Source organism: Streptomyces sp. NPDC008163, assembly GCF_042956885.1.
In the GTDB taxonomy this organism is placed as follows: domain Bacteria; phylum Actinomycetota; class Actinomycetes; order Streptomycetales; family Streptomycetaceae; genus Streptomyces; species Streptomyces drozdowiczii_A.
Genome location: NZ_JBIBHG010000002.1, coordinates 429191 through 455892 on the forward strand (window position 1 = coordinate 429191; position 26702 = coordinate 455892).

Here is a 26702-nt window from a genome sequence, read left to right on the forward strand (position 1 = left end):
GTGTCGCCGGTCATCATGCAGACTCGAACGCCGTCGTTTAACTGGTGGGTAACGCAGACTTCGCCGGGGGCTTTTGTGACGCGTGACAAAGAACGGGCCGCCGGGCAGCGGCCGTTGGCCATCGCCGGACGTCCGGTGGCGGTAAGGCTGCGGGCCCGCGTCCCCGCCCTGACCACCCGGGTGGTCGCCCGCCTTCTCAGCGACCTCCCGGTCTACGCGGAGCTGCCGCACGAGGAGATCGCGGGCGACATCGCGGACATCGTCCAGCACAATCTGCGGCTCTTCGCGGACGTACTCGAACACCGCAGGGCCGCCACCGACGGCGAACTCGCCCAGCAGCGCGACTCGGCGGCCCAGCGCGCCGAGGAGGGCGTGCCGCTGGACGCCATCCTCACCGCCTACCAGGTCGGCGTCGCGATGTGCTGGGAGGAGACCGCGCAGGACGCCGGGCCCGGGGACCTGCCCGCCGTGCTGGAGATCATGGACCGCATCCTCGTCCTCCAGCAGCAGCTGACCTCCGCGGTGAGCGGCGCCTACCTGGAGGCCCGGCAGATCCTGGACAGCCAGGAGCACGGCGGCCGGCACGCGCTGATGGCCGCGCTGCTGACCGGTGAGGACCTGGACGGCTTCACCCGCCGCACCGGCCTGCGCCCGGCCGCCCGCTACCTGACGATGACCCTCGCGCTGGCCCCGCACCCGGACGAGGCGGGGGCGGGACCGGCGCAGGGGGCGGGATCCGGCTCCGGGGCGGGCGCGGGCGTGGCCGCCCGGCGGAAGATACGGCGCATCCGGACGGCCCTCGACCGGTTCGCCGGGACCCCCGCGCTGACCGCCCTGGACGCGTCCGGCGGCACCGTGCTGCTGCCCGTCGCGGAGCCGCCGCCGTGGGACGGGCCCGGCGGGCTGCGCGCCCTGATCGCCGAGGCGACCCGGGCGGCGGGGGTCCCGGTCACGGCCGCCGCCGAGACCGCCTCGCCGGACGGGGTGCCGGCGGCGGTGGCCCGTAACGCCGAGATCGTGGACCTGGTCGCCCGCACCGGCCGGGCCCCCGGCCTCTACCGGCTGTCCGACGTGCTCCTGGAGTACCAGCTGAGCCGGCCGAGCGAGGCGCTGCGCGGGCTCGCCGGGCTGCTGAGCCCGCTGGACGCCAAGCCGGAGCTGCTGCACACGCTGGAGACGTACCTCGGACACGGCCTCGACCGCCGGGCCGCCGCGGCGGCGCTGCACGTCCACCCCAACACCGTCGACTACCGCATCCGCCGCATCGACCGCCTCACCGGCCTCTCCCCGGCCCGCCCCGCCGACCTCCAGCACCTGAGCGCCGCCCTGGTCGCGCGCCGCTCGGTCTGAGGGGCGGGAACGGCCGCCCCCGTACGGTCGTTCGGCAGACATGAGCGGACGACTGGTACGCGAGGGTTATGCGGGGACCGGACCGGGTGCGATCACTCCGGACGGCTGCGCGGTCGAGCTGTACACCCGACTGGCCGTGGGCGACGAACCGGACGTGATCGAGGCGGCGGTTCCGGCCGGCGCGCACATCCTGGAACTGGGCTGCGGGGCGGGCCGGATGACGCACTCGCTGGTCGAACGAGGCTTCCGGATCACCGCCGTGGACGAGTCGCCGCAGATGCTGGAGCGGGTGCGCGGCGCGCGGACGGTGTGCGGCCCGATCGAATCGCTGGATCTGGGCGACGAGACGTTCGACGTCGTGATGCTCGCGTCGTTCCTGGTGCACGCGGGCGACCACGCGGTGCGCGACGGCCTGCTGCGGACCTGCCGCCGGTACGTACGCGACGGAGGCGTGGTGCTCATCCAGCGCGAGGGGGCGGACTACCACGACGCGCTCCCGCGCGAACGCGTCCACCCCGCCGGCTACACGGTGCGCATCGTCTCCTCGGAGCCGGTCGGCGACGGGGTGCGCTCGGTCCGCGCGGAGTACGAGTTCGCGGACGCCAGGTGGACGCAGACCTTCCGGGCCCGGCCGCTGACGAAGGAGGCGTTCGAGGGGCACCTGGCGGCGGCGGGCCTGAAGGTGGACCGCTGTCTCACGGACGACGGCGTCTGGGTGCGGGCGGTGCCCGTATAGCGGTCAGTGGATGGTGCTGAAGCTGCGCCAGGGGCGCGCGTTCGGCGCGTTGACGTCCGAGAAGGTGGTCGCGAGGTACGTGGTGCCCGGGCCGGTGCAGTTCGGCGTCCGGTACAGCACGATGTCGACCAGGGTCTCGTTGGCCACCTCCTTCGCACCGGCCGGGGCGAGCCGGTGGCAGCCCTTGACCGAGGGGCTGTTCACCTCGATCACGGCGTCCCGCTCGGTCGTGTAGATGACCGGGCCGACCGCGGTCCGGCCGAGGCCCGAACAGCCTGCGACGGTGAGGGTCAGGAACACGGCCTGGGCGGCGATGCCGAGCCGGCGGCGTCGGCGGTCGATCACGGGCATGGGCGGATCCTCGTCTTCTCGTCACCACGCACACCGCGGGTGTACGTGCCGGTGCCGCTCACCCTGCCCGCTTCCCCGGCCCCCGGCATCCGGGAGGCGGCCGGGCGGGGGAGCGCGACCACGCCCGGCCGATCCGAAGGGGTTCGACCCGGAGCGGAACCGGGCATACCGTGGTAATAGCGCACGAAGAGGTGCGGTGCCGAGAGCCGGGGTCGTCCGGCTGGCAGGGGGCCGTCATGGTCCAGGACCTCTTGATCGCGGTGGTCGCGGCAGCGGCGGTGGGCGCCCTGTACCTGGCGGCGGCCGCCAGGGTCGTCAGGCAGTACGAACGGGGCGTGGTCCTCAGACTGGGCCGGCTCCGGGACGAGGTGCGCCCACCGGGGTTCACCATGGTGCTCCCGGGCGTCGACCGGCTGCGCAAGGTCAACATGCAGATCGTGACCATGCCCGTCCCGGCCCAGGACGGGATCACCAGGGACAACGTCACGGTTCGGGTGGACGCCGTCATCTACTTCAAGGTGGTCGACCCGGCGAGCGCGGTCGTGGAGGTCGAGGACTACCGCTTCGCGGTCTCGCAGATGGCGCAGACGTCCCTGCGTTCCATCATCGGCAAGAGTGATCTGGACGACCTCCTCTCCAACCGCGAGAAGCTGAACCAGGGCCTGGAGCTGATGATCGACAGCCCCGCGGTCGGCTGGGGTGTCCAGATCGACCGGGTCGAGATCAAGGACGTCTCGCTGCCGGAGACCATGAAACGCTCCATGGCCCGCCAGGCCGAGGCCGACCGTGAGCGGCGCGCCCGGGTCATCAACGCGGACGCGGAACTCCAGGCGTCCAAGAAGCTGGCCGAGGCGGCCTCCGAGATGTCCACCCAGCCCGCCGCGCTCCAGCTGCGACTGCTCCAGACCGTGGTCGCCGTGGCGGCCGAGAAGAACTCCACGCTGGTCCTGCCGTTCCCGGTGGAGCTGCTGCGGTTCCTGGAACGGGCCCAGCAGGGGGCGCCGGGGGCGCCCGCCGCCGAGGTCGCGCAGGCGCCGGACGCCGGTGCGCAGGTGGGGGCGGCCGGGAACCCCGGTACGTCCGCCCAGGACGGTGCTCGGACTCCGGACTCCGGTACGTCCGCCCAGGACGGCGCGCGGCCGACGGACTCCGGTACGTCCGCCCCGGACGGCGCGCGGCCGACGGGCTCCGGTACGCCGGCTCCGGACGGTGCTCGGACTCCGGACCCCGGTACGCCCGCCCCGGACGGCGAATGGACCCCGGACCCCGGTACGCCGGACCCGCGTCCGGCCGCCGCCCCGAAGCCGTACGCGCACCACTGACACCGCTCCGCGCGGTCGCTCCCCGGCCGTCGTCCGACCCGTACGAGCTGCGGGGACGGCGGCGGCCGGGCCCGTGTCCGGGTCGTTGTCAGACCCCCCGCCTAGACTCGCCGGGCAGAGGGACCGGTACGGACGATCCGTGCTGACCAGGGACGAAGCACGCGAGGGGAGGGACCGATGGGCACCGCACCGCCGCCGCGGGACGCCGACGACAGCCGTCTGGCGCGCTGCGCCGCGGTCTTCCTGCCCGGTACGCCACCGCGCCGGGGCCGCGTCGCCTTCTGGGATCCGCTCGACGCCCCGCTCCCCGGGACCGCCGGCGCCCGGAGCGGGGAGATCACGGTCGTCCGGCCGCACGGCCCCGGGGGCCGGTTCCGCCCGCAGACCGTGCCCGCGCTCCTGCTCACCGTCGCCGACGCCCTGCCCCTGCTCGCCCGCGCCCGCCACCTGCGCTCCGCCCACCCGGCGACCCGCGCCTGGGGCGCCGCCGCCCTGCACGCGCTGCACCTGGTCGCCGGCGGCCGCATGCTCCCCGGGCTGACCGCCGACGACCAGGACGCCTGGCGGGCAGGACCGCGCGACGCGAGGGACGTCGCCCACCTGCGCGCGGTGGCCGCCGCCCTGCCCTGGGAGGGGCACGCCGTCCCGCTGCCCGGCCTGAGCCCGCCCCGGCTGCCCGACCCGGAGGCGCTGATCGGCGCCTTCCTCGACGCCGTCGCCGACACGCTGCCCCGGACGCCCGCCGCCGCGTTCGCCGTGGGCGCCCCCTTCGCGGCGGCCGAGCCCCAGCACCTGCCCGGCGCCCGCGAATGGGCCGTCGAGGTCGCCTCGGGCCTGGACGCCGGGGTCCGGGTGTCGCTCCGCCTGGACCTCTCCGCGTACGAACTCTTCGACACGACCGGGCCCGACGAGGACGGGACGGCGGGCAGCCCCGAGCGGCACGCCGCCGCCGCGGTCACCCAGGTGCACAGCCTCGCCGACCCCACCTACGTGGTCGACGCCGCCGCCCTGTGGGCCGGAGAGACCGGCGAGCCCTTCGGGCCCCGGGCCCGGGTCGACACCGCGCTCGCCCTGCGCCGCGCGGCCCGTGTCTGGGCCCCGCTCGAACGGCTCCTGGACCAGCCGGTCCCCGATGTGCTGGCCCTGGGCGAGGACGAGCTGTACGAACTCCTCGGCGAGGCCGGGAGCCGGCTCGCCGCCGCCGGGGTGAGCGTCCACTGGCCCCGGGAGCTGGCCCGCACCCTCACCGCCGCAGCCGTGGTCAGGCCCGCGCCGGGGACGGCCACGGACGGCACCGCGTTCTTCGACGCCGAACAGCTCTTCGCGTTCGACTGGCAGCTCTCGCTCGGCGACGAGCGGCTCACCGATGCCGAGATGGACGTGCTCGCCGAGGCCCACCGCCCCGTGGTCCGGCTGCGGGACCAGTGGGTCGTCGTGGACCCCGCGCTCGTCCGCAAGGCCCGCAAGCGGGAGCTGGGCCTGCTCGACCCCGTGGACGCCCTCGCCGTCGCCCTCACCGGCAGCGCCGAGGTGGACGGCGAGCAGGTCGAGGCGGTGCCCGCCGGGGCGCTCGCGGAGCTGCGCACCCGCCTCCTCACCGAGGACACCGCACTCGCCCCGCCGCCCGGACTCCACGCCACGCTCCGGGACTACCAGCTGCGCGGCCTCGCCTGGCTGGACCGGATGACCTCCCTCGGCCTCGGCGGCTGCCTCGCCGACGACATGGGCCTCGGCAAGACGATCACCCTGATCGCCCTCCACCTCCACCGCGCCCACCCCGCGCCCACGCTGGTCATCTGCCCCGCCTCCCTGCTGGGCAACTGGCACCGCGAGATCAACCGCTTCGCCCCCGGCGTGCCCGTGCGCCGGTTCCACGGCACCGGCCGCACCCTCGCCGGGGCGGACCGGGGCTTCGTCCTCACCACGTACGGCACGATGCGCTCCAGCGCCGCCGAGCTGGCCGCCCACGGCTGGGGGCTGGTCGTCGCCGACGAGGCCCAGCACGTCAAGAACCCCCACTCCTCCACCGCGAAGGCCCTGCGCACCATCCCGTCCCCGGCGCGCGTCGCCCTCACCGGCACCCCCGTCGAGAACAACCTCTCCGAGCTGTGGGCGCTGCTCGACTGGACCACGCCCGGACTGCTCGGCCCGCTCAAGGCGTTCCGGGCCCGGCACGCCCGGATCGTGGAGAACACCGGCACGGCGGCCGGCCTCGGCAATGACGAGGCGGTCGAGCGGCTGTCCCGTCTCGTCCGGCCGTTCCTGCTGCGCCGCAAGAAGTCCGACCCGGGGATCGCGCCCGAGCTGCCGCCCAAGACGGAGACCGACCACCCCGTCTTCCTCACCCGTGAGCAGGCCACGCTGTACGAGGCCACGGTGCGCGAGACCATGGCGTACATCGAAGCGTCCGAGGGCATCGCCCGGCGCGGCCTGATCATGAAGCTGCTCGCCTCGCTCAAGCAGATCTGCAACCACCCCGCGCAGTATCTGAAGGAGGACGCCGCCCGGCTCACCGGACGCTCCGGCAAGCTCGCCCTCCTCGACGAACTGCTCGACACGATCCTCGCCGAGGACGGCTCCGTGCTGGTCTTCACCCAGTACGTGACGATGGCCCGGCTGCTCTCCGCCCATCTGACCGCCCGCGCGATCCCCTCCCAGCTCCTGCACGGCGGCACCCCGGTGCCCGAGCGGGAACGGATGGTGGACCGCTTCCAGTCCGGCGAGGTCCCGGTCTTCCTGCTCTCCCTCAAGGCGGCCGGCACCGGCCTCAACCTCACCCGGGCCGCCCATGTCATCCACTACGACCGCTGGTGGAACCCGGCGGTCGAGGAACAGGCCACGGACCGGGCCTACCGCATCGGCCAGACCCAGCCCGTCCAGGTCCACCGGCTGATCGCCGAGGGCACGGTGGAGGACCGGATCGGCGAGATGCTGCTCGCCAAGCGGGCGCTGGCCGACGCCGTCCTCGGCAGCGGCGAGAGCGCGCTCACCGAGCTGAGCGACCGCGACCTGGCCGACCTCGTCTCCCTCCGGAGGCCGTCATGAGCCCCGCCGCCCGCCGGTCCGGCGCCCCCCGCCCCACCACCGGACCGCTCGCCGCCCGCCCCGGCGCCCGCTCCCGGCCCGGCCCCGACGACCTGCGGCGCACCTTCGAGGCGGTGCCGGCCCGCACCTCCGGGGAGGGCGAGCCGTTCGCGGAGAGCTGGTGGGGCCGGGCCTGGGTGGCGGCGCTCGAATCCCTGTCGATGGACGGCCCCCGCCTCGCCCGGGGCCGGGACTACGCGGACGGCGGCCACGTCGCCGCGATCACCGTGACACCGGGGCACGTCGTCGCCTACGTGCACGGCAGCCGCCCCCGCCCGTACCGCGCGGAGCTGCGGCTGCGCACCTTCGCCGACCCCGACTGGGACACCCTGCTCGACGCGGTCGCCGCCCGCCCCGGCCACCTCGCCGCGCTCCTCGCCAAGGAGATGCCGCACTCCCTGGCCGACACGGCGACCGACGCCGGCATGACCCTGCTGCCCGCCCCGGGCGACCTGGACCCCGCCTGCACCTGCCCCGACCGGGGCAGGCCCTGCAAGCACGTCGCGGCCCTCAGCTATCAGCTGGCCCTCCTGCTGGACACCGACCCGTTCGTCCTGCTCCTGCTGCGCGGCCGGGGCGAGCGCGCACTCCTGGAGGAGCTGGCCCGGCGCAACGCCGCGCACTCCGCCCGGGAGCGGCCCCCTGCCCCCGACACCCCGTCCGTCCCCGCCGACGAGGCGCTGGCCGGCCGCTTCCTGCCCCCGCTGCCCGCCCCCCTCCCCACCGACCCGCATCCGGGCCGCCCGCCCGCCTACCCGGCCCTCCCCGGCGCCCGGGACCCGCTCGCCCTGGACCAGCTCGCCACCGACGCGGCGGCCCGCGCCCACGCCCTGCTGACCACCGGCCACGACCCGCTCGCCGGGCTCACCACCTGGCAGGACGCCGTCCGTCTCGCCGCCGCCGGACCCACCGCCGGGCTCACCGCGACCACCCGCGCCCTCTACCGGGAGCTGGCCTCCGCCACCGGCCGCAACACCACGGACCTGGCCCGCGCCGTGGCCGCCTGGCGGCAGGGCGGGGCCGAGGGGCTCGCGGTCCTGGAGACCCCGTGGGACCCCCCGGCGGGCCCGTTCGACCGCGCCCGCCCGGCCCTCGCCGCCGCCGGTTTCCCCCGCTTCCAGCCCTGGCGCAACCACCTCACGCACCCCGGCGGCGCCCTCCAGCTCCGCTTCGGCCGGGACGGCCGCTGGTACGGCTACGAGTCGGACCCGGGCCAGGACGAGTGGTGGCCGCGCGCCGCCCCGGACCACGACCCGGTCGGCGCCCTCCTGGAGCTGACCGGCGCCTGAGGAGCAGCGACGCCCCGCTCAGCCGGTCCCGGGCAGCACCGCGTCGACCACGGCGGCGGCGAACCCGGGCGGTACGGGCTCGTTCCTGAGCGCCGCCCGCACCCACACGGCCCCCGCGATCAGGTCGAGCAGCAGCTTCGGGTCGGCCCCCGGCGGCAGCTCGCCGCGTGCGGCGGCGCGGGCGAAAACGGGCTGCTCGCGCGCGAACCGGTCCGCGAAGAAGTCCCGGGCCAGCGCGGCGAGCTCGTCTTCGGCCAGCCCGGTCCCGGAGGCCAGGGCCCGCACGATCGCGCGGGTCCGTACGCCGGTGACCAGGGCGGTCATCTGCTCCGTGAGGGCGATCAGGTCCCCGCGCAGCGAACCGGTGTCGGGGATGTCGATGTCCAGCACCGGGGCCCGGAGCAGCGCCGCCCGCAGCAGCGCCGCCTTCGACGGCCACCAGCGGTAGATCGTCGTCTTGTTGACCCCCGCCTCCTGGGCGACGGCCTCGATCGTGAGCCCCGCGTACCCGCGCCCGGCGAGCAGCCGCAGCGTCGCGTCGAAGATCGCCTCGGCGGCGCGGGGGCCCTTCTCGGGGCGGGGGTGCGGGGGAGGGGCGGACATGGCGGCTCCGGAGAAAAGTGCAACGCAACGTTGCGTTGCATTATAGGCTGCGGCCGACCGTCGGCACACAACACGTTGGGGGATGCCGTGAAAGGCCACGACAGGGTCTCCGGAGCGGTGACCTGGGGGCTGCTGGCCGCCTGGGCGGCCAACGACCTGGAGGAGATCGCCACCACGGCGGGCTGGCTCCGGACCGCCCGGCCGAGGCTCCGGAAGCGGCTGCCCCGGGTGCCCGACCGGGTGTGGGACCGGGCGGACCTCTCGCAGCGCGAGGTGAACACGGCCATCGGCCTGATGGGCGTGCTCATCGCGGCGGCCGCCGCCGACGGGGCGCGCACGGGCGGCCGCAGCCCCTTCTTCCGCACCGTCCTGGCCGGATTCGGGCTCCACGGGGTGGTGCACCTCGCCCAGTCGGCGGCGTACGGCGGATACACCCCGGGCGTGGCCACCTCGCCGACCGTGGTCATCCCGTACGCGCTCTGGGCGCTGCGCCGGCTGCGGGCGGCGGGCATTCCGGTCGGCGGCGCCCGCGAGGCGGCGGCCGGACTGGCGCTCCTCCCGGCCGCCGTGGCGGGCGCGCACGCGGCGGCCCGGGTGCTGGCCCGGCCTCGTACGACCGGCGCGTGACACGACCGGGCCGGCTCGCGAAGCCGGTCCCTCAGAAGTCGGCCGTCACCCGCTCCTCCAGCCGGCCGACCGACTCCTGGGCGTACTCCTTCTCGTACGCGTCGCGGATGCGCTCGATCTGGCGGCCGCGCAACCGCGCCTCGGAGGCCGGGTAGAGCAGGGTCAGCTCGTAGCTGCGCTCGCGTTCGACGACGCCGTGGGAGTCGCGCCACTGGCCCCGGCCGTCCTGGATGGTCAGCCCGTTCGGGAAGCGCGGGGTGACCTCCTCGTCGACGAAGGCGAGGAACTGCCGGTCGGTCACCTCCGGCCCCCCGTCCGGGCGTTCGGTGCCGAAGAGCAGCCGGGTCTCGACGTAGTCCTTCCCCCGCACGGCCTCCGCCACCGCCGGGCGGGGCTCCGGCGAGGCGCCCGGGCCGAGCGTCGCGTACGCGACGGGTGTGCCCACCGCGAGGACGGCGAGCCCCGCCGTGGCGGCGACGAGCGCGGCCCGCCGGTGCGGGCGGCGGCTGTCGGGGGAACCGGCCGGCTCACTCGCGGCGGCGGTGCGGAACAGGAGAGGCATGGGGGAGCCCTTCGGTCCGGATACGGGGAGAGGCGCGCGGACGCGCGGGCCTCACTGTCGCAAGCGGGCCCCGGCACGGGGCGGCGGAAGCCGGGCGGCACCGGGAAACCACCCGATCGGGCGGGCGCACACCGGGGCGCGGACGGGGCCGGACCACCGGAAAACCCTTGGCCCGGGCGCTGTTGGCGCTGTTAGCTTCCTGGGCGTGGCGAAACTCAATCAGATCATCGCAGTGGAGAAGGGCGTCAAGTCCAAGGCATACCAGGACCTGACGGCGGCGCATCACGGCCTCCAGAAGGCCGGACTCCTGGCCGGGATCTCCCGGACCTACCAGCCGAAGGACGAGGAGGGCGAGCAGTTGCCGCCCGAGTCGACGCTGGTGCAGGTCAAGGCCGAGGACGTGCTGAGGGAGACCGCGAAGACCCTCACCCGCCTCTTCGACGTGACCGCCACGAAGGACTGGGCGAACTGCGCGGCCCGCGCCGACGTGACGGTCGACGGCCGGGTCCTGGTGAGTGACGTACCGGTCTCCTACCTGCTCTTCCTGGAGAAGCAGCTCACCGACCTGAACACCTTCGTCCGCAAGCTGCCGGTGCTCGACGCCGCCGAGGCGTGGACCCAGGACCCGTCCACCGACGCCTGGAAGACCGAGCCGGTCCGCACCCTGCGCACCAAGAAGGTGCCCCGCAACCACGTCAAGGCGGAGGCCACCGAGAAGCATCCGGCGCAGGTCGAGGTGTACTACGAGGACGTGCCGATCGGCTACTGGACGACTGTGAAGTTCTCCGGGGCGCTGCCCGCGCGCCGGGTCAACGAACTGCTCGACCGGGTCGAGAAGCTCCAGCAGGCCGTCAAGTTCGCCCGCGAGGAGGCCAACGGCGCGGACGTCACGGACCAGAGGGTGGGTGACGCCGTCTTCGGTTACCTCTTCGGGTGACCGACCATGGATTCCCCGGCGGCCGTCGAAGCCGTCGGGGTGCGCGAGGAGCGCAAAGCTGAAACTGAAGTTTGTCGTGACGAAGCGGCTCTCCGGTGGAGACCGTGATCAATCTCAGACTCTCGCTCCAGGCTCAGCATGCGCCGCCTATCGCCGGATCAAACGGGCCCGTGCCCGTGGGCGTCGAGATGCCGGTTCGACTCCGGCCCGTGGAGCTTCGGTCCGCGGTCGTCTAAAGGCAGGACGCGACGACATGAAACTGATGCGGGACCTTAAACGTGCCGGCGTGCCACACAGGCGGCAATCACAGGGCTCGGGGGCCGGCTACGCCCCCGGGCCCGCTCCTCATCCGGAGCCGGCTCACTGCCGGTACCCCGCCAGGAACCGCCCGATCCGGCTGATCGCGGCGTCCAGGTCGTCCGCGTGCGGCAGGGTCAGGATGCGGAAGTGGTCGGGGCGCGGGTAGTTGAAGCCGGTGCCCTGGACGACCTGGATCTTCTCGCGCAGCAGCAGGTCCAGGACGAACTTCTCGTCGTCCACGATCGGGTGCACCTTCGGGTCGATGCGCGGGAAGGCGTACAGCGCGCCCTTCGGCTTCACGCAGGAGACGCCCGGGATCTCGTTCAGCTTCTGCCAGGCGCGGTCGCGCTGCTCGTACAGCCTGCCCCCGGGCACCACCAGGTCCCGGATCGACTGCCGGCCGCCGAGCGCGGCCTGAATGGCGTACTGGGCGGGGGCGTTGGGGCACAGCCGCATCGAGGCCAGCATCGTCAGCCCTTCCAGATAGCTGCGGGCGTGCTGCTTCGGGCCCGACACCACCATCCAACCGGACCGGAATCCGGCCACCCGGTACGTCTTCGAGAGCCCGCTGAAGGTGAGGCAGACCAGGTCCGGGGCGAGTACCGCCACGCTGTGGTGCTCGGCGTCGTCGTACAGGATCTGGTCGTAGATCTCGTCCGCGAACACCATCAGACCGTGCCTGCGGGCCAGGTCGAGGATGTCCGAGAGGACCTCGCGCGGATAGACGGCCCCGGTCGGGTTGTTGGGGTTGATGATCACGACGGCGCGGGTGCGGTCGGTGATCTTCGAGGCCATGTCGGCGACGTCCGGGTTCCAGTCGGACGCCTCGTCGCAGGTGTAGTGCACGGCCTTGCCGCCGGCCAGCGTCGTGACCGCCGTCCACAGCGGGTAGTCCGGGGACGGGATGAGCACCTCGTCGCCGTCCTCCAGGAGCCCCTGGACGGCCATCGAGATCAGCTCGGAGACCCCGTTGCCGAGGAAGACGTCGTCCACGCCGATCTCGGTCAGGCCCATCGCCTGGTAGCGCTGGACCACGGCGCGCCGGGCGGACAGGATGCCGCGCGAGTCCGTGTAGCCATGGGCCCGGGGGAGCATCCTGATCATGTCCTGGACGATCTCCTCCGGCGCCTCGAAGCCGAAGAGGGCCGGGTTGCCCGTGTTGAGCCGGAGCACGCTGTGGCCCGCCTCCTCCAGGGCGTTGGCGTGCTCGATGACGGGGCCCCGGATCTCGTAACAGACCTCGTTGAGCTTGCTGGACTGGCGGAATTCCATGCGGTGCCTCCCCGACCCGATTGCGATACTTGGTTTTACCAAGCTCGGGCTTGGAAAGTCCAACAACATGTCTAGACTGCGTCGCATGCCACGTCAGACACAGCCGGCCACCCGCCCGGCCCGCCGCCGGAGTTACGACCAGTTCTGCGCCGGCGCCCGCGCCCTGGACGCGGTCGGCGACCGGTGGACGTTGCTGATCGTCCGTGAACTGCTGGCCGGTCCCCGCCGCTACACCGATCTCCACGCCGACCTGCCCGGCGTCAGCACCGACGTCCTGGCCTCCCGGCTCAAGGACATGGAGCAGGGCGGCCTCGCCACGCGCCGCAAGCTCCCGCCCCCGGCCGCCGCCACGGTGTACGCGCTCACCGCACGCGGACACGGACTCCTGCCGGTGCTTGCCGCGCTCGCCGAGTGGGGCGCCCCCGCGCTGACCGAGCGGCGGCCCACGGACGCGGTCCGGGCGCACTGGTTCGCGCTCCCGCTGCTGAGCGCCCTGAAGGTGGCGGCCACGGGGGTGCTCGATGTCCGGCTGGACGAGGGCGAGTTCCACATCCGTACGGGCGAGGTGGCCGCCGGTGAGCCGGTGTACGGGGGCGGGCCCGCCGCCGGCGCCGACGCGCGCATCGTCCTCGACGCGGAGCTGTGCCTCGCGCTCGGGCGCGGTGAGCCGACGTTCGCGCAGGCGGTCAAGGACGGCCGGATCGAGGTGTCCGGGGACGGCGCGCTGGCCGAGGAACTGCGCGGCGGCTGAGAGCCGGCCGGGCTGGGCCGGATGCCGGTGGCGTGATTCCAGCGGTCCTCTTCCGGGTAGCGTCCGGGCGTTTGAGATGTCCGTGACACCCGAGACGGGAGAGAGCCATGGGGAACGGCGTACAGCGGGTGCGGCAGAGCCGGCTGGGCAGGGGGTTCGTCGTCGCGGGGTGCGTGGCCGCGCTCGCGTTCGTGCCCACGGCGGCCGGTGCCACGCCCGGCAGCGGGGTGACCGCGACCGTCGTGGCCAAGGGCACATCGGTGGGCAAGCTGAAGGTGAAGGCGCCGAAGGGCCGGGCGGACGTCACCTTCCGCACGATCACCATCGAGCCGGGCGGCTCCACCGGCTGGCACACCCACAGCGGCCAGCTGATCGCCGTCGTCAAGTCCGGCACGCTCACCCGCACCCTGGACGACTGCTCGGTGGAGGTGTCCCCGGCGGGCACCTCGTTCATCGAGCCGTCGGGGAAGAAGCACCGCCACATCGGACGCAACCTGGGCACCGAGCCCGTGGTCCTCTGGGTGACGTATCTGCTGCCCGAGGGCAGCGAACTCTCCGACGACGCCGACGCGGTGGAGTGCGGGCCGGGGAAGTGACACCCCCGGGGGACACCGCCCGCCGAGGTCAGCGGGCGAGTGTCTCCCCGTACGCTCCGAGCCCGGCGATCACCAGCCCGTCGCGGAGGGTCAGCACCTCGTACACCCGGCCGCCGATCTGGTTGCGGTAGTCGATCACCAGCGTGTCGACGCCCGCCCGGACGTCCATCACCTCGAACTCCAGGTCCGGGATGAGTTCGAGCCCGCGCTTCCAGTACGCCCGCAGGGCGTCCTTGCCGCGCACGGTCCCGGAGGGATCGCCGGTGAAGCGCGCGATCATCGGGGAGCTGAAGGTCACGTCCTCGTGATAGTGCGTCAGAATGCGTTCCAGATCGCGGGAGTTCCAGTCGTCCTGCCAGCGCGCCGCGAACTCACGAGCGAATTCAAGATCCATGGCCACGACCGTAATCCTCGCGACGGATCCGGGCGGCGGTATTCCGGCATCCGGCCACCGGCCGGGACGCGCGATGATGGACCGGTGCGATTCGAAGCGATCACCCGGGACCGGCTGACGGACGCGCTCGCCGCGCACGCCGACGCGCTGGACCCGGCCGACGGCGGGCCCTGGCTGAAGATCGCCGTCGACGGGGCCCCGGCAGCCCGCCCCGCCGACCTGGCCGAATCCGTCGCCGAGGCGCTACGGCTCCGGGGCCGCGCCGTGCTCCTCGTCTCCACCGCCGGATTCCTGCGGCCGGCGAGCCTGCGGTACGAGTACGGAAAGCAGGACCCGGACTCCTACTTCGGCAGCTGGTTCGACACCGGCGCCCTGTGGCGCGAGGTGTTCGGCCCCCTGGAACCGGACGGCAGCGGCCGGGTGCTGCCCGACCTGTGGGACCCGGCGACGGACCGGGCCACCCGCAGTCCGTACCAGCGGCTGCCGGAGGGCGGGGTGCTGATCCTGCACGGCCCGCTGCTGCTCGGACACTGGTTCCCCTTCGACCTCACCGTCCACCTGCGCCTTTCGGCGGGTGCGCTGCGGCGGCGCACGGCGGAGGACCAGCTGTGGACCCTGCCCGCCTTCGAGCGGTACGAGGACGAGGTGGCGCCCGCCGACGGCGCGGACGCGGTGGTGCGCGCGGACGACCCGGGACACCCGGCGTGGACGGGGCTGCGGTGAGCGGGGGGGTGGCCCGGGGTGGGGTGATCGTGCGGGTGCGGGTGCGGATTCGGGCTGCGGTGCGGCGTTGCGGGTTCGAGACCCGTTACTCGCCCGGCAACGGCGGCCGCCCGCCCACCGTCGCGACGGCCTCCGCCCCCGCCCGGCACCCCGCCGCAGCCGCCGCCGCGTCGTCCGCGCCCGCCAGCCGCGCCGCGAGGAAGCCGCCGGCGAACGCGTCGCCCGCCCCGGTCGAGTCCACCGCCGCCCGCACCGGCTCCGCCGGGAACCGGCCGGTCACCGCGCCTCCCCCGGCAAGCAGCGCCCCACCCTCGCCGAGCGTCACGACCACCTGGCGGGCGGGCATGCTCAACTTCGCGGCGGCGTCCGCCGGGTCCGGCAGGCCGGTGAGCAGCCGGGCCTCGTCCGCGTTGGGCAGCAGCAGGTCCGCCCGCTCGGTCAGGGCGAGGAACCGGTCGACGCCGAGACCGGCCAGGAAGCCCGCCGACGCGGGGTCCACGCTCACCGGAACGTGGCGCCGTACGGCCTCCCGCAGGGCGAGCAGGGCCGTCGCCCGGCTCGTCGCGGCGAACAGCAGATAGCCCGACAGATGGAGGTGGGCGACCCCGTCGAGCAGTGCGGGCGACCAGTCCTCGGGGGCGAGCCGCAGCACCGCGCCGCTGTCGGTGAGGAAGGTGCGCTCGGCGGCGGCGTCCACCAGCGCGACGACGGTCGCGGTCGGCGCCTCCTCGTCCACCGCGAGCAGCCCGCGCACCCCCGCCCGCCGCAGCAGGTCCCGGTGCCAGTCCGCCGAGTCCGCGCCCACCCGGGCCAGCAGCCGCACGTCCCGGCAGCCCGCGCGCGCCGCCCAGCACGCCACGTTGGCCCCCGCGCCGCCCGCCCGGGTCCGGATCACGGCGGCCGTGTCCGTGCCGTGGGCCAGCGCCGACCCGTGCCGGGCCACCACATCGGTGACCACGTCCCCGACGACGAGGAGACCGCCGCTCACCGCGCCGTCCAGGCGGTGGCGATACGGGCGGCGAGCGCCACATTGCCCCGGACCGCGGCGAGGTTGGCCTCCAGCGAGGCGCCCCCGGTGTGCCGCACCAGCTGGTCCAGCAGGAACGGAGTGACCGCCTGCCCCGTGACCCCCCGCTCCCGGCAGGCCGCCAGCGCCTCGGCGAGCACCCGGTCGTGCAGGGCGGGGTCCAGCTGCTCGTCCTGCGGTACGGGGTTGGCCACGATCAGCGCGGCCTCGGGGCCGCCCAGCGCGTCCTGGGCGCGCATCACCTCGGCGACCTGCCCGGGCGAGGTCACCGTCCAGTCGACCGGCTCGCCGGAACTGCTCAGGTAGAACCCGGGGAACGTATCCGTGCCGTAGCCGAGCACCCCGACCCCCAGCGTCTCAAGCCGTTGCAGCGTGGCCGGGACGTCCAGGATCGACTTCACGCCCGCGCAGACCACGGTGATCCCGGTCCGTGCCAGCAGCCGCAGGTCCGCCGACTCGTCCTGCGTCTCGGTCCAGCCCCGGTGCACCCCGCCGAGCCCGCCGGTCGCGAAGACCCGCAGCCCGGCCCGGGCCGCGAGGAAGGCGGTCGCGGACACGGTCGTCGCGCCGCTCGCCCCGGACGCCAGCGCCGGGGCGAGGTCGCGGTGGCCCAGCTTGCGCATCCCCGGGTCCTCGGCCACCCGCTCCAGCTCGGCCTTGTCCAGCCCGACCCTGGCCCGCCCGTCCAGCACCGCCACGGTCGCGGGCACGGCCCCGGCGGACCGCACGAGCCCTTCCAACTCCCCGGCGACCCGCAGATTGCGGGGGCGGGGCAGGCCGTGCGCGATGATCGTCGACTCCAGGGCGACGACCGGCCGGTGCGCGGCGAGGGCGGCCCGCACCTCGACGGAGAGGACCGGCGCGTAGGGGGTGGCGTCGAGGGGCGCGTTGAGTGACATGTCCACATCCCTGTCGCGGATGGGCGGGGCTCAAACGTGAGCGGACCCGGCCCGGCCCGCCGAGTGGCGCGAAATTTTCCGTCGGCAGCCGCGCCGATCGGGCCATAGGGTCGACCCATGCCTTCCGCGCCCGGCCAACCCGCTTCCGTCGTACGTGACTTCTACGACGACCTCGCTTCCGACTACGACCTCATGTACGCCGACTGGCAGGCGAGCATCGAGCGCCAGGCCGCCGCGCTGTCGGCCCTGATCGCCACCGCGCTCGGCGAGGGCGCCGCGTACGACGTGCTGGACTGCGCCTGCGGCATCGGCACCCAGGCGCTCGGTCTCGCCGCGCTCGGACACCGCGTCACCGGCAGCGACCTGAGCCCCGCCGCCGCGGCCCGCGCCGCTAAGGAGGCCGCCGCGCGCGGCCTGGAACTGCGCACGACGTCCGCCGACATGACGCGGCTGCCCTTCGGTGACCGCTCCTTCGACGTCGTCGTGTGCGCCGACAACTCGCTGCCGCACCTGCTCACCCCGGAAGCGGTGGAGGCGGCGCTCGGCGAGATGCGCAGGGTGCTGCGCCCCGGCGGCCTACTCCTGGTCTCCACCCGGCCGTACGACCGGCTGCGCCGCGAGCGGCCCGCGTCCACGCCGCCGCAGGTGAGGCAGGAGACCGGCGGCCGGGTCGTCACCTTCCAGCTGTGGCACTGGCGCCCGGACGGCGAGCGCTACGACCTGGAGCACTTCCAGCTGCACCCCGCGGCGGAGGGGAACGGAGGCTGGGACGTGCGCACCCGGCGCACCTCGTACTGGGCGCTCGGCCAGGACCGGCTCACCGGATTCGCCCGGCGGGCCGGCCTGGCGGAGCCCGCCTGGCACGAGCCGGAGGCGACGGGCTTCTTCCAGCCGGTGATGGTGGCGCACCGGCCGGACGCGGATCCGGAGGCCGCCTGACGGCACCGCTCAGAACAGCGGCTCCGGCAGCACCCCTTCCAGCGCCAGCAGCTGCCGCTTGGTCTCCAGGCCGCCGCCGAAGCCGCCTATCCCGCCGTCGCTCTCCACGACCCGGTGGCACGGCACCACCACGGGAAGGGGATTGGACCCCATCGCCGCGCCGACCGCCTGGGCCGCGCCCGGCTGTCCGACCCGCTCGGCCAGCTCCCCGTAACCGGCGACCGACCCGTACGGCACGCCCCGCGCCAGCTCCTGGAGCACCTGGCGGTTGAAGCCGGCGGTCAGCGACCAGTCCAGGTCGAGCGAGAACTCCCGCAGCGTCCCCGAGAAGTACGCCGCGAGCTGGCGCATCGGCTCGGCCAGCCGCGCGGAGCCGGGGGCCTCCACCGGCTCCGTGCCGAGCCGGCCGCGCAGCCGGTCCAGCGCCCTGTCCCGTATCTCCGGGCGGGCGTGGAAGACCACACCGACCAGTCCGGTCTCCGTCGCGGCCAGCATCAAAGGGCCGATGTCGCTCTCGACCACGGCCCACTCGACGACCCCGTTGCTGTCCATGCCACCACCGTACGGCGGCCCACTGACAACGGCTCAGCCCCGGGTGGCCCCGCGCACCACATCGGGGGTGTTCGTGATGATCCCGTCCACCCCCATCCCCTCGACCCGGCGCGCGGCCGCCGCGTCGTTCACCGTCCAGGAATTCACCTGGAGCGCCTTGCCGTGCGGGCCCTTCAGGGCGTGCACCGCCGACACGTACCCGCCCGACAGGCCGGTGTACGAGGGGTTGATCTGGTCCACGAACGCGGCGTACGCGGGCAGCTCGGAGACGGCCGGGGCGCCGAGGAAGCCGGTGACCAGGTCCGGGCGCAGCGAGTGCACCGTATGCACGCTGTCGGCACCGAAGCTCTGGATCACCAGGCGGCTCCGGACGTGGTTCGTGTCCAGCCAGCCCTCCTCGCCCAGCACCCGGAGGGTCGCCCGCTCGATCCCCGGGTAGCTCTCCGGGCTCTTGATCTCCAGCAGGAGGTTCTGGCCGTTGTGGCCGAGCCGCTCCAGGTACTGGCGCAGGGTCGGCACCCGGGTCCCGGCGTACCGCGCGCCGAACCAGCCGCCCGCGTCCAGCCGGGAGATCTCGGCGGCCGTGAAGTCCTTGACCGCCCAGGGCGCGCGGTCCGGGAACAGCTCCTCGGCGTTCGTCGTCCGCCTGAGGTCGGTGTCGTGCATGACGACGACCACCCCGTCCCGGGTGAGCTGGACGTCGTTCTCCACCCAGTCGAAGCCCAGCGCGTCCGCCCGGTCCACGGCCGCGAGCGTGTTCTCGGGGGCGTACGCCGAGGCGCCCCGGTGGGCGTAGACGCGTGGACGGTCCGCCGCGGCGTCGGCGGCCCGGCGGACCGGGGCGGCCTGCTGGACCGGGTGCCGGGTCAGCGGGGTGGCCGTGACCGGGGTGCCCGGATGCGGCATCAGCAACGTGCCGGCGCCCATGACGGCGGCGGCGGCGACGGAGGCGGTAGCGGTAGCGGTGCCTGCGTACACGTGAACTCCTTGCGTCAGAGTTGCGGACGGCCCGAGCGTCCCAGCCGGTCCCGAACACGGGACGGGCGCAGGATGGCCACGGTGTGAAGGGACCGCGTCACCCGCTGTCGGCACGGTCGATAGGATGCGGCACTTCTGTTGTGTCTGCCGGGCCTTGCGCCCGGACGACGGGCCCTGGGATCGTCCTGACCCGGGCTTGCTGCTGCGAGGGGCGTACAAGGATGCAGGGCACGATCGACGGCTTCAGCTATGGGGCGGTGACCCCCGCGGTGGCGTTCGTCATGGCGTGCCTCGGCGCGGCGCTGGGCCTGCGCTGCACCACGCGGTCACTGCGTACCGAGCGTTCCTTCAGGGCCGGCTGGCTGGCTCTCGGGGCGACCTCCATAGGTTCGGGCATCTGGACCATGCACTTCATCGCGATGACGGGCTTCTCCGTCGAAGAGGTGCCGATCGGCTACGACAAACCGGTCACCTTCGCCAGCCTCGCCGTCGCGATCGTCATGGTCGGCATCGGGATCTTCCTGGTCGGGTACCGGGGCGCCACCCGGATGGCCCTGGTGACGGGAGGCACGATCACCGGGCTCGGCGTGGCCTCCATGCATTACCTCGGCATGGCCGGAATGCGCCTTGATGGGCAGTTCGAGTACGACACGGTCACCGTGACCCTCTCCGTGGTCATCGCCGTCGTCGCCTCGACCGCGGCGCTGTGGGCCGCCGTCTCCATCCACGGCTTCCTGCCCAGCCTCGGCGCGAGCGTGGTGATGGGCGTCGCGGTGAGCGGCATGCACTACACCGGCATGGCGGCGCTCCGGGTCCATCTGCACCCCGCCGCGTCGACCGCCGCCCACGCCCCCGGCGACAGCGCGGGCTCGCTCCTGGTGCCCATGCTGCTCGGCCCCGCCTGCTTCCTGCTGCTGGCCGCCGTCGTGGTCATGTTCGATCCGCTGGTGGTCATGGGCACGCCCGACTGGGACGACCCGCAGGCCGCGCGGCCCCCCGGAATCCCGGCCCAGCGCCAGGTCCCGCGCTTCGGCACCTACGCCGACCCCGCCTCCTTCCACTCCCGCCCGCGCGACGCCGTGGGGCCCGTCGACTGGTGAACCGGGGCCGTTGTCAGTGGCGGGTCGTACGGTGGTTGCATGCGGCCAGTCTCGAAGATCGAACGTACGGTGGCGCCTTTCGAGGTCGTCAGCCCCTACCAGCCCAGCGGCGACCAGCCCACGGCCATCGCCGAGCTGGAGAAGCGCGTCCGCGCAGGTGAGAAGGACGTCGTGCTCCTCGGCGCGACCGGCACCGGCAAATCCGCGACCACCGCGTGGATGATCGAGAAGCTCCAGCGCCCCACGCTCGTCATGGCGCCGAACAAGACGCTCGCCGCCCAGCTGGCCAACGAGTTCCGCGAGCTCCTGCCCAACAACGCCGTCGAGTACTTCGTCTCGTACTACGACTACTACCAGCCCGAGGCGTACGTCCCGCAGTCGGACACCTACATCGAGAAGGACTCCTCGATCAACGAGGAGGTCGAGCGGCTGCGCCACTCCGCGACCAACTCCCTCCTCACCCGGCGCGACGTCGTCGTCGTCGCCTCCGTCTCCTGCATCTACGGCCTCGGTACGCCGCAGGAGTACGTGGACCGCATGGTCCAGCTCAAGGTGGGCGAGGAGATCGACCGCGACCAGCTGCTGCGCCGTTTCGTGGAGATCCAGTACACGCGCAACGACCTGGCCTTCACCCGGGGCACCTTCCGGGTGCGCGGCGACACCATCGAGATCTTCCCGGTCTACGAGGAGCTCGCCGTCCGCATCGAGATGTTCGGCGACGAGATCGAGGCCCTGTCCACGCTGCACCCGCTGACCGGCGAGGTCATCAGCGAGGACCAGTCCCTCCACGTCTTCCCCGCCACCCACTACGTGGCGGGACCCGAGCGCATGGAGAAGGCCGTCAGCGGCATCGAGCGGGAGCTGGAGGAGCGCCTGGCCGAGCTGGAGAAGCAGGGCAAGATGCTGGAGGCCCAGCGGCTCCGCATGCGTACGACGTACGACATCGAGATGCTCCGCCAGATCGGCACCTGCTCCGGCGTCGAGAACTACTCGATGCACTTCGACGGCCGTTCCCCCGGCACCGCCCCCAACACCCTCCTCGACTACTTCCCGGAGGACTTCCTCCTGGTGCTGGACGAGTCGCACGTCACGGTCCCGCAGATCGGCGCCATGTACGAGGGCGACGCCTCGCGCAAGCGGACCCTGGTCGACCACGGCTTCCGGCTGCCGTCCGCCCTGGACAACCGCCCGCTGAAGTGGGAGGAATTCCTCCAGCGGATCAACCAGACGGTCTACCTCTCCGCCACCCCGGGCAACTACGAGCTGTCCCGCGGCGACGGCTTCGTGGAGCAGATCATCCGCCCGACCGGCCTCGTCGACCCCGAGGTCGTCGTCAAGCCCACCGAGGGCCAGATCGACGACCTGGTGCACGAGATCCGGGCCCGTGCCGAGCGCGACGAACGGGTCCTGGTCACCACCCTCACCAAGAAGATGGCGGAGGACCTGACCGACTACTTCCTGGAGCTCGGCATCCAGGTCCGCTACCTCCACAGCGACGTCGACACCCTGCGCCGCATCGAGCTGCTGCGCGAACTGCGCTCCGGCGAGTACGACGTCCTGGTCGGGATCAACCTCCTGCGCGAGGGCCTGGACCTGCCCGAGGTGTCGCTCGTGGCCATCCTCGACGCCGACAAGCAGGGCTTCCTGCGCTCGGGGACCTCGCTGATCCAGACCATCGGCCGCGCGGCGCGCAACGTCTCGGGCCAGGTCCACATGTACGCGGACAAGGTCACCCCGGCCATGGCGCAGGCCATCGACGAGACCAACCGCCGCCGCGAGAAGCAGATCGCGTACAACACCGAGCGCGGCATCGACCCCCAGCCGCTGCGCAAGAAGATCAACGACATCGTCGCCACCATCGCCCGCGAGGAGATCGACACCGAGCAACTGCTCGGCACCGGCTACCGCCAGGGGAAGGAGGGCAAGGCCCCCGTGCCCGCCCTCGGCAAGCACGCCGTCCCGGGCGACGGCAAGGCGGCGACGGCCGGGAAGTCCGCGAAGGCGGGCAAGGCGGGCAAGGCCGGCCGGGACGCGGCGGCGGTCACCGACCGCCCGGCGACCGAACTGGCCGGGATCATCGAGGAGATGACGGACCGGATGCGCGCCGCCGCCGCCGACCTCCAGTTCGAGGTCGCCGCCCGGCTGCGCGACGAGGTGGGCGAGCTGAAGAAGGAGCTGCGCCAGATGCGCGAGGCCGGTCTGGCCTGACCGGCCGGGCGGTCCGGGCCGCATGTTGCAGGACCGACACAAAACGGCCCAGGCCCTCCGCGCGGGTGACACCACTGCGTAGGGTGCTGGGCAACCGCACAAGTACGGTTGCGGGGAAAGCGGAGAGGGGACAGCGCGTGACGGTCAATATGACCAAGGGTCAGGCCATCAGCCTGCAGAAGAGCGACGGGGGGACCCTGACCGCGGTACGGATGGGGCTCGGCTGGCAGGCGGCACCGCGCCGCGGTCTGTTCGGCTCGCGCACCCGGGAGATCGACCTGGACGCATCGGCCGTCCTGTTCGCCGACAAGCAGCCGGTCGACGTCGTCTTCTTCCGGCACCTCACCAGCGACGACGGCTCGGTCCGGCACACCGGGGACAACCTCGTGGGCGGCGCCGGCTCGGGTGGCGACGACGAGGCGATCCTCGTGGACCTCCAGCGGGTACCGGTCCACATCGACCAGATCGTCTTCACGGTGAACTCCTTCACCGGCCAGACGTTCCAGGAGGTGCAGAACGCCTTCTGCCGCATCGTGGACGAGACCAACGGCCAGGAGCTCGCCCGCTACACGCTGGACGGCGGTGGGCAGTACACCGCGCAGATCATGGCGAAGGTGCACCGCGCGGGCAACGCCTGGAAGATGACCGCCATCGGCACCCCGGCCAACGGCCGCACCTTCCAGGACCTCATGCCGGCGATCCTGCCGCACCTGTAGGACGGCACACCGGACCGCGAGGTCCGCATCGCGGTACGCGCAGCTCCCGGTGGCATCGGCCACCGGGAGCTGCCCGCATCGCGGCACCACCGCACCACCACACGCAGCTTCACGAACACCAGCGGTAATACGTCGAGGGGACAGGGCAATGACGGCCGAGCTGGTCCGGGGGCAGAACCACACCTTGCCCCAGACCCGTCTGGAGATCCGGATATCGGCCGGGGCGCCCGTCGTGGCCGGTGCCACGCTCGGCGACGAGCACGGCAGGGTGGCCGGCATCGAGTGGATCGCCCACCCCGGGTCGCCGCAGCTGCACGGCCTGGAAGTCTCCCGGCAGGCCGCTGCCGACCATCGCCTCGCCGTCGACCTCGACGCCCTGCCCGACGGGGTCCACCGGGTCACGGTGCTGCTGGCCCTTCCGCTCGGCGCCGGCGGCCCGGCCCGGTTCGGCGCCGTCGCCTCACCGTTCGTCGCGGTCACCGCCCTCGACGGCGCCGAGATCGCCACGTTCACCCTGACCGGCCTCGACAGCGAGTCCGCGGTCGCCGCCCTGGAGCTGTACCGCCGCCAGGGCGCCTGGAAGGTCCGCGCGGTCGGCCAGGGATACGCGGGCGGCCTCGCCGCCATGCTCGCCGACCAGGGCGTGGACCGGGCCGCCGAGCTGGCCGGGACCATCCAGGAGGCCGTCGCGCGGGGCCTCGCCCGCTCGGTGGCCCCGCCGCCGCCCCGCACCCCGGAGGGCGACCGGGTCAGGCACGCGCCCACCCCGGCCCCCGCCCCGGGCAACGGACAGCCGCCCGTCCCGCCGCCCCCGCCCGCCACGCCCCAGCCGGCCGCGCCCGCGCAGCCCGAGCCCCTGGCGGAGCCGGCCGCGCCGGGCGGCCCGATCAACTACGCGCACCCGCGCCGCCAGTCCACCGCGCCCCCGCCGCCGCCCCCGGCCGCGCCGCCCGCCCGGCCGGGGCAGCCCGCCCAGCCCGTCGCCGGGGACGCGACCGGCTGGTCCATGGACGAGCGCCTGTACAACCAGGTGTGGGGCATGTTCGAGGACCTGGCCCGGGCCGTCGCCGCCTACCGCAGCGCCGTCGACTTCGCCGAGTCCCGGATGGACCAGGAGCTGGAGCGCACCCTGTCCGACCCGCGCAGCCGCATCGGGGGCGCGGGCGACCGGGCCCGCGAGGAGGCCCGGGCCAAGCGCGACGAGCTGACCGCCCGTGCCCGCGAGTCCCTGGACCGCGACCTCGCCCAGCTCGACGCCGAATCCGCCGTCGTGGAGCCCGCGCTCCCCGCCCCGTACGCGGGCTGGGACAACCCGGTCTGGCACGGCTACCGGGTGCCGATGGAGATCCCCATGGCGCTGCGCATCGGCGACCTCCACCTCCCGGAGCGCGCCGACCTGCGCATCCCGCTCCTCGTCCGGCTGCCGCTGGAGCGGGGCATGTGGATCGACAGCGGGCGCACCGCCTCCGAGGCCGCCGCGCTGACCGGCCCGGACCAGCTGCGCAGGCTCGCGATGGAGACCGCCGTGCTGCACGCGGCCCGGCTGCTCGCGGTCTACCCGCCGAACGAGTTCACGGTCCATGTCATCGACCCGGCCGGATCGGCCGCCGGGGCGCTCGCCCCGCTGGTCCGCTCCGGGGTGCTGCCCTCACCGCCCGCCGCCGGAGCACAGGGCGTCTCCTCGGTCCTCGCCCACCTCACCCGGCGGGTGGACCTGGTGCAGATGGCGATCCGGGCCGGTGCCGCCGACTCGCTGCCGCCGGACCTGGACCCGGCCGAGCAGCTGCTGATCGTCAACGACTTCCCGCACGGCTTCGACGACCGCGCGGTGACCCAGCTGCGCTACCTCGCCGACGAGGGGCCCGCGGTGGGCGTCCACCTGATGATGGTGGCGGACCGGGAGGAGGCGTCCGAGTACGGCCCGGTCCTGGACCCGCTGTGGCGCTCGCTGCTGCGGGTCACCCCGGTCGCCGACGACCATCTGGCCGACCCCTGGGTCGGTCACGCGTGGACGTACGAGCCGCCCAGGACGCCGCCGGGGAGCGCGGTCCTGGAGCAGGTGCTGGAGCGGGTGGCGCACGCCCGCCGCACCGGGTCCCGCTGAGCCGCCGAGCCCCGTAACGCCTTTGGTAAACCGCACCCGACCTGCTCTTTTGGAGATTCTTTAGGTTCCTCTTTACCTTTCTTTGGTATTTCCTGTACCGTTCATGGAGCGGAGGGGAGTACTCCCATACGCGGCGTTCCCGTCAGTACGGACTGTGACCGGTCCCGGGGCGTCGGCCCCGGTGCGCAGCCCGCGCGCCCGGGTGGAAGAGACCTCCGGCAGCGACGACGCTGATCAGTAGCCCGTAGCGAACTGCCGGAGGCGCAGTGGACGTTTCATGGACCCTCTGGGCGCTGACCATCATTGGTCTGTGCGCCCTCATCGCCGTCGACTTCTTCATCGGGCGCAAGCCCCATGACGTGTCGACCAAGGAAGCCGGGATCTGGACGATCGTCTGGATCGTGCTGGCCGCCCTCTTCGGCCTCGGGCTGCTCGTCTTCGGCGAGACCCAGGCGTCGGGCGAGTTCTTCGCCGGCTACATCACCGAGAAGTCGCTCAGCGTCGACAACCTCTTCGTCTTCGTGCTGATCATGGCGAAGTTCTCGGTGCCCTCCCACCTCCAGCAGCGGGTGCTGCTGATCGGTGTGCTGATCGCACTGGTGCTGCGGGCGGTCTTCATCGCCGCCGGTGCCGCGGTCATCGCCAACTTCTCGTGGATCTTCTACATCTTCGGCGCGTTCCTGATCTACACCGCCTGGAAGCTCATCCAGGAGGCCCGGGCGGACGACGAGGACGAGGAGTTCGAGGAGAACCGCCTCCTCAAGAGCATCGAGCACCGCTTCGGCGTCGCCGACCGGTACCACGGCACCAAGCTCTTCATCCGCAACAACGGCAAGCGCGTCCTGACCCCGCTGATGGTCGTCATGCTCGCCATCGGCACCACCGACGTGCTGTTCGCGCTGGACTCGATCCCGGCGATCTTCGGCCTCACCCAGGACCCGTACATCGTCTTCACCGCCAACGCCTTCGCCCTGATGGGCCTGCGCCAGCTGTACTTCCTGATCGGCGGTCTGCTGGAGAAGCTGGTCCACCTCAGCTACGGGCTGTCGGTGATCCTCGGCTTCATCGGCGTCAAGCTGGTGCTGCACGCGCTGCACGAGTCCGGGGTGCACGTCCCCGAGATCTCCATCCCGGTCTCGCTCGGTGTCATCTGCGGGGTGCTGATCATCACCACGATCACCAGCCTCATGGCCAACAAGAAGAAGGCCGAGGCCGAGGCCCGCGAGGCGAAGACCGGCGACCGCGTCTAGGGGGTCTCGTTCGGATCATGCCGGGCTCGCGG

The 26702-nt window shown here is 73.4% G+C and carries 25 protein-coding genes; 16 read left to right on the plus strand and 9 right to left on the minus strand.

Going from position 1 to position 26702, the window contains the following annotated elements:
- Positions 1-114: 114 nt before the first annotated feature.
- A complete protein-coding gene (locus ACFZAT_RS07000; protein WP_391261714.1) occupies positions 115-1350 on the plus strand; it encodes a helix-turn-helix domain-containing protein in 1236 nt (411 codons plus the stop codon).
- Between the two features lie 40 nt (positions 1351-1390).
- Positions 1391-2086 (plus strand): methyltransferase domain-containing protein, encoded by a 696-nt coding sequence (locus ACFZAT_RS07005; RefSeq protein WP_391261201.1) that lies wholly within the window; start codon positions 1391-1393, stop codon positions 2084-2086.
- Positions 2087-2089: 3 nt separating this feature from the next.
- Here ACFZAT_RS07005 and ACFZAT_RS07010 read toward each other — a convergent pair whose 3' ends face one another.
- On the minus strand, positions 2090-2437 hold the full coding sequence (locus ACFZAT_RS07010; protein ID WP_391261204.1) for a hypothetical protein: 348 nt from the start codon (positions 2435-2437) through the stop codon (positions 2090-2092).
- 236 nt (positions 2438-2673) lie between these two features.
- Between ACFZAT_RS07010 and ACFZAT_RS07015 the strand changes: the two genes are divergently transcribed.
- From ACFZAT_RS07015 to ACFZAT_RS07025, 3 genes are all read left to right on the plus strand, one after another.
- Complete coding sequence (locus ACFZAT_RS07015) at positions 2674-3759, plus strand: SPFH domain-containing protein (protein WP_391261207.1); 1086 nt, start codon at positions 2674-2676, stop codon at positions 3757-3759.
- A 177-nt stretch (positions 3760-3936) separates the two neighbouring features.
- On the plus strand, positions 3937-6804 hold the full coding sequence (locus ACFZAT_RS07020) for an SNF2-related protein (RefSeq protein ID WP_391261210.1): 2868 nt from the start codon (positions 3937-3939) through the stop codon (positions 6802-6804).
- Positions 6801-8132: an SWIM zinc finger family protein gene (locus ACFZAT_RS07025; protein WP_391261213.1), complete on the plus strand. Its 1332-nt coding sequence runs from the start codon at positions 6801-6803 to the stop codon at positions 8130-8132. The genes ACFZAT_RS07020 and ACFZAT_RS07025 overlap by 4 nt, the downstream gene beginning before the upstream one ends.
- A gap of 18 nt (positions 8133-8150) precedes the next feature.
- Here ACFZAT_RS07025 and ACFZAT_RS07030 read toward each other — a convergent pair whose 3' ends face one another.
- Positions 8151-8735, minus strand: a complete 585-nt coding sequence (locus tag ACFZAT_RS07030; RefSeq protein WP_391261216.1) for a TetR/AcrR family transcriptional regulator C-terminal ligand-binding domain-containing protein — start codon at positions 8733-8735, stop codon at positions 8151-8153.
- A gap of 117 nt (positions 8736-8852) precedes the next feature.
- On the opposite strand from ACFZAT_RS07030, the gene ACFZAT_RS07035 reads away from it, so the two are divergent.
- Entirely contained in the window at positions 8853-9362 is a 510-nt protein-coding gene (locus ACFZAT_RS07035; RefSeq protein ID WP_391261717.1) for an HXXEE domain-containing protein, read from the plus strand.
- A 31-nt stretch (positions 9363-9393) separates the two neighbouring features.
- Here the strand turns inward: ACFZAT_RS07035 and ACFZAT_RS07040 are convergent, their stop codons facing one another.
- The gene (locus ACFZAT_RS07040; RefSeq protein ID WP_391261218.1) at positions 9394-9924 is read right to left on the minus strand and encodes a DUF3574 domain-containing protein; all 531 of its coding nucleotides are present in this window, start codon (positions 9922-9924) and stop codon (positions 9394-9396) included.
- 205 nt (positions 9925-10129) lie between these two features.
- Between ACFZAT_RS07040 and ACFZAT_RS07045 the strand changes: the two genes are divergently transcribed.
- Positions 10130-10861, plus strand: coding sequence for a hypothetical protein (locus ACFZAT_RS07045; protein ID WP_391261221.1), 732 nt, complete (start codon positions 10130-10132; stop codon positions 10859-10861).
- A 360-nt stretch (positions 10862-11221) separates the two neighbouring features.
- Here ACFZAT_RS07045 and ACFZAT_RS07050 read toward each other — a convergent pair whose 3' ends face one another.
- Positions 11222-12433, minus strand: coding sequence for an aminotransferase class I/II-fold pyridoxal phosphate-dependent enzyme (locus tag ACFZAT_RS07050; protein WP_391261223.1), 1212 nt, complete (start codon positions 12431-12433; stop codon positions 11222-11224).
- A gap of 85 nt (positions 12434-12518) precedes the next feature.
- Between ACFZAT_RS07050 and ACFZAT_RS07055 the strand changes: the two genes are divergently transcribed.
- Both ACFZAT_RS07055 and ACFZAT_RS07060 read left to right on the plus strand, forming a co-directional pair.
- Complete coding sequence (locus ACFZAT_RS07055; RefSeq protein ID WP_391261225.1) at positions 12519-13184, plus strand: winged helix-turn-helix transcriptional regulator; 666 nt, start codon at positions 12519-12521, stop codon at positions 13182-13184.
- Between the two features lie 107 nt (positions 13185-13291).
- Positions 13292-13780, plus strand: coding sequence for a cupin domain-containing protein (locus ACFZAT_RS07060; protein ID WP_391261229.1), 489 nt, complete (start codon positions 13292-13294; stop codon positions 13778-13780).
- Positions 13781-13808: 28 nt separating this feature from the next.
- On the opposite strand, the gene ACFZAT_RS07065 is transcribed toward ACFZAT_RS07060, so the two are convergent.
- Positions 13809-14174, minus strand: a complete 366-nt coding sequence (locus tag ACFZAT_RS07065) for a nuclear transport factor 2 family protein (RefSeq protein WP_391261231.1) — start codon at positions 14172-14174, stop codon at positions 13809-13811.
- An 84-nt stretch (positions 14175-14258) separates the two neighbouring features.
- Between ACFZAT_RS07065 and ACFZAT_RS07070 the strand changes: the two genes are divergently transcribed.
- Entirely contained in the window at positions 14259-14897 is a 639-nt protein-coding gene (locus ACFZAT_RS07070; protein WP_391261234.1) for a uridine kinase, read from the plus strand.
- A gap of 85 nt (positions 14898-14982) precedes the next feature.
- Here ACFZAT_RS07070 and ACFZAT_RS07075 read toward each other — a convergent pair whose 3' ends face one another.
- Both ACFZAT_RS07075 and ACFZAT_RS07080 read right to left on the minus strand, forming a co-directional pair.
- Positions 14983-15885, minus strand: coding sequence for a PfkB family carbohydrate kinase (locus tag ACFZAT_RS07075; protein ID WP_391261237.1), 903 nt, complete (start codon positions 15883-15885; stop codon positions 14983-14985).
- Positions 15882-16823, minus strand: a complete 942-nt coding sequence (locus ACFZAT_RS07080) for a pseudouridine-5'-phosphate glycosidase (protein WP_391261240.1) — start codon at positions 16821-16823, stop codon at positions 15882-15884. Before ACFZAT_RS07080 ends, ACFZAT_RS07075 begins: the two co-directional genes overlap by 4 nt.
- Positions 16824-16940: 117 nt before the next feature.
- Between ACFZAT_RS07080 and ACFZAT_RS07085 the strand changes: the two genes are divergently transcribed.
- Positions 16941-17762, plus strand: a complete 822-nt coding sequence (locus ACFZAT_RS07085; protein WP_391261243.1) for a methyltransferase domain-containing protein — start codon at positions 16941-16943, stop codon at positions 17760-17762.
- A 9-nt stretch (positions 17763-17771) separates the two neighbouring features.
- Here ACFZAT_RS07085 and ACFZAT_RS07090 read toward each other — a convergent pair whose 3' ends face one another.
- The gene (locus tag ACFZAT_RS07090) at positions 17772-18314 is read right to left on the minus strand and encodes a methylated-DNA--[protein]-cysteine S-methyltransferase (RefSeq protein WP_391261245.1); all 543 of its coding nucleotides are present in this window, start codon (positions 18312-18314) and stop codon (positions 17772-17774) included.
- Positions 18315-18347: 33 nt separating this feature from the next.
- Positions 18348-19292, minus strand: coding sequence for a glycerophosphodiester phosphodiesterase family protein (locus ACFZAT_RS07095; protein ID WP_391261248.1), 945 nt, complete (start codon positions 19290-19292; stop codon positions 18348-18350).
- A 221-nt stretch (positions 19293-19513) separates the two neighbouring features.
- Between ACFZAT_RS07095 and ACFZAT_RS07100 the strand changes: the two genes are divergently transcribed.
- The 5 genes from ACFZAT_RS07100 (at position 19514) to ACFZAT_RS07120 (ending at position 26670) form a co-directional block, all read left to right on the plus strand.
- Positions 19514-20392: an MHYT domain-containing protein gene (locus ACFZAT_RS07100; protein WP_391261251.1), complete on the plus strand. Its 879-nt coding sequence runs from the start codon at positions 19514-19516 to the stop codon at positions 20390-20392.
- A 39-nt stretch (positions 20393-20431) separates the two neighbouring features.
- Complete coding sequence (gene uvrB, locus ACFZAT_RS07105) at positions 20432-22600, plus strand: excinuclease ABC subunit UvrB (RefSeq protein WP_391261253.1); 2169 nt, start codon at positions 20432-20434, stop codon at positions 22598-22600.
- A gap of 137 nt (positions 22601-22737) precedes the next feature.
- Positions 22738-23316, plus strand: coding sequence for a TerD family protein (locus tag ACFZAT_RS07110; RefSeq protein WP_026171720.1), 579 nt, complete (start codon positions 22738-22740; stop codon positions 23314-23316).
- 148 nt (positions 23317-23464) lie between these two features.
- A complete protein-coding gene (locus tag ACFZAT_RS07115; protein ID WP_391261257.1) occupies positions 23465-25420 on the plus strand; it encodes a TerD family protein in 1956 nt (651 codons plus the stop codon).
- 266 nt (positions 25421-25686) lie between these two features.
- Positions 25687-26670, plus strand: a complete 984-nt coding sequence (locus tag ACFZAT_RS07120) for a TerC/Alx family metal homeostasis membrane protein (RefSeq protein WP_391261260.1) — start codon at positions 25687-25689, stop codon at positions 26668-26670.
- Positions 26671-26702: the final 32 nt, after the last annotated feature.